Source organism: Amycolatopsis sp. NPDC026612 (assembly GCF_040638285.1).
Taxonomy (GTDB): domain Bacteria; phylum Actinomycetota; class Actinomycetes; order Mycobacteriales; family Pseudonocardiaceae; genus Amycolatopsis.
Genome location: NZ_JBEZYB010000164.1, coordinates 1 through 6122 on the forward strand (window position 1 = coordinate 1; position 6122 = coordinate 6122).

Genomic DNA, 6122 nt, shown 5'->3' on the forward strand with positions numbered 1-6122 from the left:
AGTTCTGAGAGCCCCCGGCGCTACCCCACCGGGCTGACACCCCCGGCGGGAGGTGACCGCCGTTCGGCCGTTCGTCAGCGCTCTTCGTCGTCCCAGGGACGGTTCCGCCGCGGCGGGGCACTCCGTCCGCCGGACGGGCGGCGGGGCGGGGTGTCACGGCCGTCCTCGGCGGGCGGGCGCGGACGCCGCCGCGGAGCGTCACCGCGCGGCTCGCGCCGGCGCGGGTCACCCTCGTCCGGACGTGGTGTGCGCCGCGTCGCCGGCGGCGGCTTGCGCGTGCCGCGGGATTCCGGGTCGCGCTCGGCGGCAGCGCCGGCGCGGGGGGCGCGGCGTTCCCCGTCCGCGGGCGGACGGGGTCGCCGTGGCGGTTCGCCTTCCCGGCCGCGCCGGGCGCCCGAGGGCAGCGGCGTCTGGCCGGTGCGGTTCGAACCGGCGGGCCGCGGACGGCCACCGGCCGACGTGCCGGCCGCGCGCGACGACGGCTTTTCGTCGTCCTCGTCGGCCCGGCGGTCGGCCTTGAGCTTCTTCGGGGCGTCCGGATCGCGTTCGCGGAAGATGCGGACGAAGCCGATCAGCAAGGTGATGCCGGTGGTGATCGCCATCGTGGGGAAGCCGTTGATCAGCGGGGTGCCGATGCTCAGCGCCTTCGACAGCATGTCGTCGCCCTGGGAGCCCGACGTCAGCAGGATCACGCCGGGCACGGTCACGGCCAGCACCAGCGGCGGCATCACCATGGGCCCGAACAGGCCGCGTCGCCGCACCGCGCAGACCGCGATCACGGCCCCGGCGATGTAGCAGACGGTGAAGACCAGCGGGATGTTGCCCTGACCGGGCTTGCCCAGGAGGGCGCCCACGATCGCCAAGCCGAGGCCGACCAGGACTGCTGCCCACCACGGCAGTCCGCGCCTCGAACCGACGACAGGACGCTCATCCCACGGCACGGGGACGTCGTCGGCATCTGGATCGCTCTGGCGATCGCGAATCGCGGTCACAGGGCAACACGGTATCTCGTGGTTGTGAAGATCTTGCCAGCAGCGCCGCCGACGTGGGCCGACAGCGACCCGGCGACACGATTCGGTGGCGCGCGGTAGCGGCCGGTGACCGGCCCGGCGGCCTGCTGCGGCAAGGTCCCGCACGAGACGCCGAGGCTCCCCAGCGGGGCATCGGCCGGTGAGCCGAACCCGGCGAGAGCACTTGTCGCGAGGCGGCGATGGCGGGTGTCAGCGTTGCGTCGGCAAGCAGGGCACCGCAGGTCAGGCGGCCTTTGGGCGCGGTTGGCCCGCTCGCCCGATCGCCTGCGCCGCTCGCCCGCGGCTCGCACCCGCAGGTCCGTCGATCGCCCGCGGCTCCCACACTGCAGGCCCGCGTGCGCGGGTTCGGCTGCCGCAGTCAGACCGGCTTGCGCGGGGTTCGACCGTCGCGACCGGCCCGCTGTGACTCCGACCGCGCGGCCGCCGTCACTTCCGCTGCGAGGCATCCCCGGCCGAGGCCGAGGGTCTGTCAGCTGGCCGCCAGTTCGTCTCCCTTCCGCACCGTCGGCACAGGAGCCGGGCTGCCCGCCGCGTCGGTCAGGGGGGCCACCGTGGCCCGGAACGTCTCCAGCGCCTCCAGCTCGCGCCGCCGGGCCGAGAGGAAGCGCTGGAGGTGGGTGCTCGACAGGTTGAGCGCCTCCACCGCGCCGCCGGCCGCGCGGTGGGCCGCCGCCGCTCCGGCGCGTACCTGCTCCACGTCGGCCTCCAGGGTGCGGTCGCTCGCCGCGAACAGGGCCGCCGACGCCAGGACGCCGAAGCCCGTCGGGCCGCACAGGAACACGCGGCGGTCGATGAGCCAGCGCAGCAGCTCCGGGTCGGTGTCCAGCGCCGCGACCACCGCGGCGTCGGACGGGACGAACATGATCGTGCCGTAGATCGCGTCCGCCCAGCGCTGATAACCCTTGCCCGCCAGATCCGCCGCCCGGGACCGGATCTGCCGGACGTGCGCGCGCAACGCGTCCAGCCGCTCGTCCGGGTCGTCCGTCTCCACCGCCTCGGACCACGTCGCCATGCTCGCCTTGGCGTCGACCGGCACCGTGCGGTCGCCGCCCACCCTCAGGACCATGTCCGGCTTCGCCGAGCCGCCGCCGCCCAGGTCCGTCTGCAGGGTGAAGTGCAGCTCCTCGCGCAGCCCGAGCGCCCGCGCCGTCTCGACCAGCACCTGCTCGCCCAGCTCGCCGCGGCCGCTGATCGAGGCGAACGCGACCTCGTACCGCCGCAGCGCCAGCTGCTGCTCGTCCGCCTTGGCCCGCTCGGCCGCCACCAGCCGGGCCGCCGCGTCCGCCCGGCGCATCCCGTCCTGGTACAGCCGCCACAGCACCGCGACGGCGAACAGCAGCAGGACCGCGAGCACGATCGCCGCGGTGGTCAGCACTGTCGCCACTTTCGTCTCCTCCCTCCGGGCCGCCTGGATCGGACCGCGCAGACATCATGGCGGACCGCACCGACAAAAAACGCACCCGACCCGTCGCTCTGGGTAGCTGACCTGCGAACACATCGATATCGCCCAGGGCGTGTCCGATCTTGCCCGCTCGTGTTAGTACACACGTTCGAGTGAGGTGGCGGCGTGCCTGCGCGATTTCGTCGGAGCCGGGTCGTACCTTGACCTCCGTGAGATTCCTGCACACCTCCGACTGGCACATCGGCCGCACGTTCCACGGCGCCGATCTGCTCGCGGAACAGGAAGCGGTGCTCGGGCACCTCGCCGACCTGGTGGCCGGCGAGGCGATCGACGCCGTCCTGGTGGCAGGCGACATCTACGACCGCGCGGTGCCCTCCGCGGAAGCCGTGCGGGTGGCCACCGCGGCCGTCGCCCGGATCCGCGCGGCCGGCGCGCAACTGGTCGTCACCCCCGGAAACCACGACTCGGCGCCCCGCCTCGGCGCCTTCGCGGAGTTCGCCGCGGCGGGCGGCCTGCACCTGCGCACCACCGTGGGCGGGCTGGCCGAGCCGGTACTGCTGGACGACGGTCACGGCCCGGTCGCCGTCTACGGCATCCCTTACCTGGAGCCCGAACCGGCGCGCCACGCGCTGGGCGTGCCGGACGCACGCGGCCACACCGGCGTGCTCACCGAGGCCATGCGCCGGATCCGCGCGGACCTCGAAACGCGCTCGCGCACCAGATCGGTCGTGCTCGCGCACGCGTTCGTCACCGGCGGCGAACCCACCGACTCCGAGCGGACGATCGCGGTCGGCGGGGTCGAGCAGGTGCCCGGCTCGGTCTTCGACGGCGTCGACTACGTCGCGCTCGGCCACCTCCACGGCCCGCAGACGCTCGCCGAGCACCTGCGGTACTCCGGCAGCCCGCTGGCGTACTCGTTTTCCGAGGCGCGCCAACGCAAATCGGTCTGGCTGGTCGACCTGGACGAACACGGTCTCGCCGAGGTCCGGCGCCACGAACTGCCCGTCCCCCGGGCGCTCGCCACCCTCACCGGCGAGATCGGCGACCTCCTGGAAAACCCGGCGCACGACGCCTACCTCGCCCACTTCCTGTCGGTCACGGTCACCGACCGGGTGCGCCCGGTCGACGCGATGCGGCGGCTGCGCGAGCGGTTCCCGTACGCGGTGCACCTCGAGTGGGAGCCCGCGGGCGGGCACGCCGGCGCCCCGCTGCGCTACGTCGAGGCCGTCCGCGGCCGGTCCGACATCGAGGTCTCGCGCAGCTTCCTCGACGACTGCCGCGGCGCCCCGCCGACCGCGAGCGAAGAGCAGTTCCTGTTCAAGGCCCTGGAAGCGGCCGACCGGGGGGCCCTCGCGAAATGAGGCTGCACAGGCTGGAGGTCGAAGCCTTCGGGCCGTACTGCGCACGCGAAGTGGTCGACTTCGACGTGCTCGGCGCCGACGGTCTCTTCCTCCTGCACGGCGAAACCGGTGCGGGCAAGACAACGCTGCTCGACGCGATCGCGTTCGCGCTGTTCGGCGTGGTCCCCGGCGCCCGCAACGAAGCCAAGCGGCTGCGCTGCGACCTGGCCGAGCCCGACCAGGTCACCGAGGTCGCGCTCGAGCTCACCGTGCAGGGGCACCGGCTGAAGATCGTGCGCAACCCGGAGTACCAGCGGCCGAAGCGGCGCGGCGAGGGCACGACCACCCAGCAGGCGCGGGTGTCGCTGAGCTGGATCGGCACCGCGCCCGCCGGGCTGGCGCCGGAGGGCCTGATCCGGATCGAGGAGGTCGCGCGCACCGTCGAGCGGCTGCTCGGGATGACCGCGGCCCAGTTCTTCCAGGTGGTCCTGCTGCCGCAAGGCGAATTCGCCCGGTTCCTGCGTTCGGACACCGCCGAGCGCGAGAAGCTCCTGGAACGGCTGTTCGGCACCGAGCGCTTCGCCGACGTCGAACGCTGGTTCGCCGACCTGCGCGCCGAGCGCGGCCGCGAGCTGGAAGCGCGGCAGCGGGACGTGCGCGAGCTGCTGGCCCGGTACGCGCAGGAGGCGCAGCAGGATCCACCCGAGACCGACGTGGCGGAGTGGGTCGAAGCCGTGCTGGCCTCGGCTGCCGAACGCGTCGAGCTGGTCACGGCCCAGGAGGAGCGGGCTCGATCCGTCGCCCAGCGAGCGGACGCCTACCTGCAGGAAGAGCGCGCGGGCGCGGAAAGGATCCGCCGGGTCCGCACCGCGCACCTGCGGCTGCTCGAAATCACCGAGCAGGCAGCGCAGCGCGCCGAGTGGGCGCAGGACGTCGCGGCGGCGCGGCGGGCGGCCGGTGTCGCCGCGGAGGCCGAGCTGCTGGACCGGCGGGCCGCCGAACTGACCGAAGCCGAGCAGGCGGAGAAGGCCCGCGGTGCCCGGCTGCGGGAGTTCGGCACCCGGGCGACCGGCGACCTGAAGGCGCGGGCGGCCACCGCGCGTGAAGAGGCGGGTGCGGTCGCGGAGCTGGTCGCCGAAGCCGAGCAGCAGCAGTTCGACGTCATGCGGCGGGACGACCGGAAGCTCGCCGCCGTCACGGCTGGGCAGCAGGTCGAAGGCCTGACCGCCGAGCTGGCCGCGATCCCCGGCCGGCTGGCGAAACTCCGGGCGGACGCCCTGGAAGCGGCCGAAGCCGAGGCGAAGCTCGACGGCGCCAAGGCGAAGGTGGACGAGCTGCGCGCCTTCGCCCGCGACGCGGCCGAGCTGCCCGAGGCGCAGGCGAAAGTCCACCGGGGCGAGGCGAAGCTGCGCGAAGTCATCGACGCGCACCAGGCGGCCCGGCAGCGCCGGCTCGACCTGCGCGAGCGGCGGCTGGACGGGATGGCGGCCGAGCTGGCCGCCGCGTTGCCGGACGGCGCGCCGTGCCCGGTGTGCGGTTCGGCCGAGCACCCGTCGAGGGCGACCCGGGACGTCGAGCTGGTCGACCCGGCCGAGGAGCGCCAGGCCGAGGCCGCCGAGCAGGCGGCGGACGCGGTGCGGCAGCGGGTCGTCGTCGCCCTGGAAGAGGCCAAGGCCCGGCTGGCCGGGCTGATCGAGCGGCTGGCCGGGCGCACGGCCGAGTCGGTCGCCGCCGAGCTGGCGGAGGCGCGGTCCGCGGTCGCCGTTCTCGGCGAAAAGGCCGCCGCCAAGGCGAAGCTGAGCCAGCAGGTGATCCTGGTGGAACGTGACTTCGAGGCGCGCACCGAACGCCTTCGCCGGGCCGAGCAGGCGGCGACCGAAGCCACCACCGACGTCCGCGCCCTGGAGGAGCGGCTGGCGGAGCGGGAACGCCGCCTGGTCGCCGGGCGCGGCGAGTTCGCGGACGTCGGCGCGCGGCGGCAGCACCTCCTCGGCCTGGCCGAGGCGCTGGAGGCGGTCGCGGAGGCCCGCACCGCGGTCGCCGGTGCCCGGGAACGGGTGGCCGAGCAGCGGGCGCTGGTCGAGGCCGCGGTGACGGCGAAGGGGTTCACGTCGCTGAAGAAGGCGCGGGCCGCGATGTTGCCGGACGAGCAGATCGAGAAGCTGGAACAGGGCATCGCCGAGGCCGCGGCGGCCGCGGCGGGAGCGCGGGCGCTGCTGGCCGAGCCCGACCTCTTCGGGATTTCGCCGGACGACGTCGCGGACGTCGGCCGCGCGGCCGGCGCCGCCCCGCGAGGTCGGAAGAGCGTGGGGGTGGGGTAGAGGGGGGTGGGGGGGGGGTCGGTCTAGG

4 protein-coding genes are annotated in these 6122 nt (G+C 74.6%); 2 read left to right on the forward strand and 2 right to left on the reverse strand.

All coding sequences use genetic code 11. The features are described 5' to 3' along the window. Positions 1–74 precede the first annotated feature (74 nt). Together AB0F15_RS44765 and rmuC are read right to left on the reverse strand one after the other, a co-directional pair. Positions 75–992: a DUF6542 domain-containing protein gene (locus AB0F15_RS44765; protein ID WP_360284002.1), complete on the reverse strand. Its 918-nt coding sequence runs from the start codon at positions 990–992 to the stop codon at positions 75–77. A gap of 508 nt (positions 993–1500) precedes the next feature. Then, on the reverse strand, positions 1501–2415 hold the full coding sequence (rmuC, locus tag AB0F15_RS44770; RefSeq protein WP_360284004.1) for a DNA recombination protein RmuC: 915 nt from the start codon (positions 2413–2415) through the stop codon (positions 1501–1503). 227 nt (positions 2416–2642) lie between these two features. Between rmuC and AB0F15_RS44775 the strand changes: the two genes are divergently transcribed. Both AB0F15_RS44775 and AB0F15_RS44780 read left to right on the forward strand, forming a co-directional pair. Beyond that, positions 2643–3794: an exonuclease SbcCD subunit D gene (locus tag AB0F15_RS44775; protein WP_360284006.1), complete on the forward strand. Its 1152-nt coding sequence runs from the start codon at positions 2643–2645 to the stop codon at positions 3792–3794. Further along, on the forward strand, positions 3791–6094 hold the full coding sequence (locus AB0F15_RS44780) for an SMC family ATPase (RefSeq protein ID WP_360284008.1): 2304 nt from the start codon (positions 3791–3793) through the stop codon (positions 6092–6094). Before AB0F15_RS44775 ends, AB0F15_RS44780 begins: the two co-directional genes overlap by 4 nt. Positions 6095–6122 lie beyond the last annotated feature (28 nt).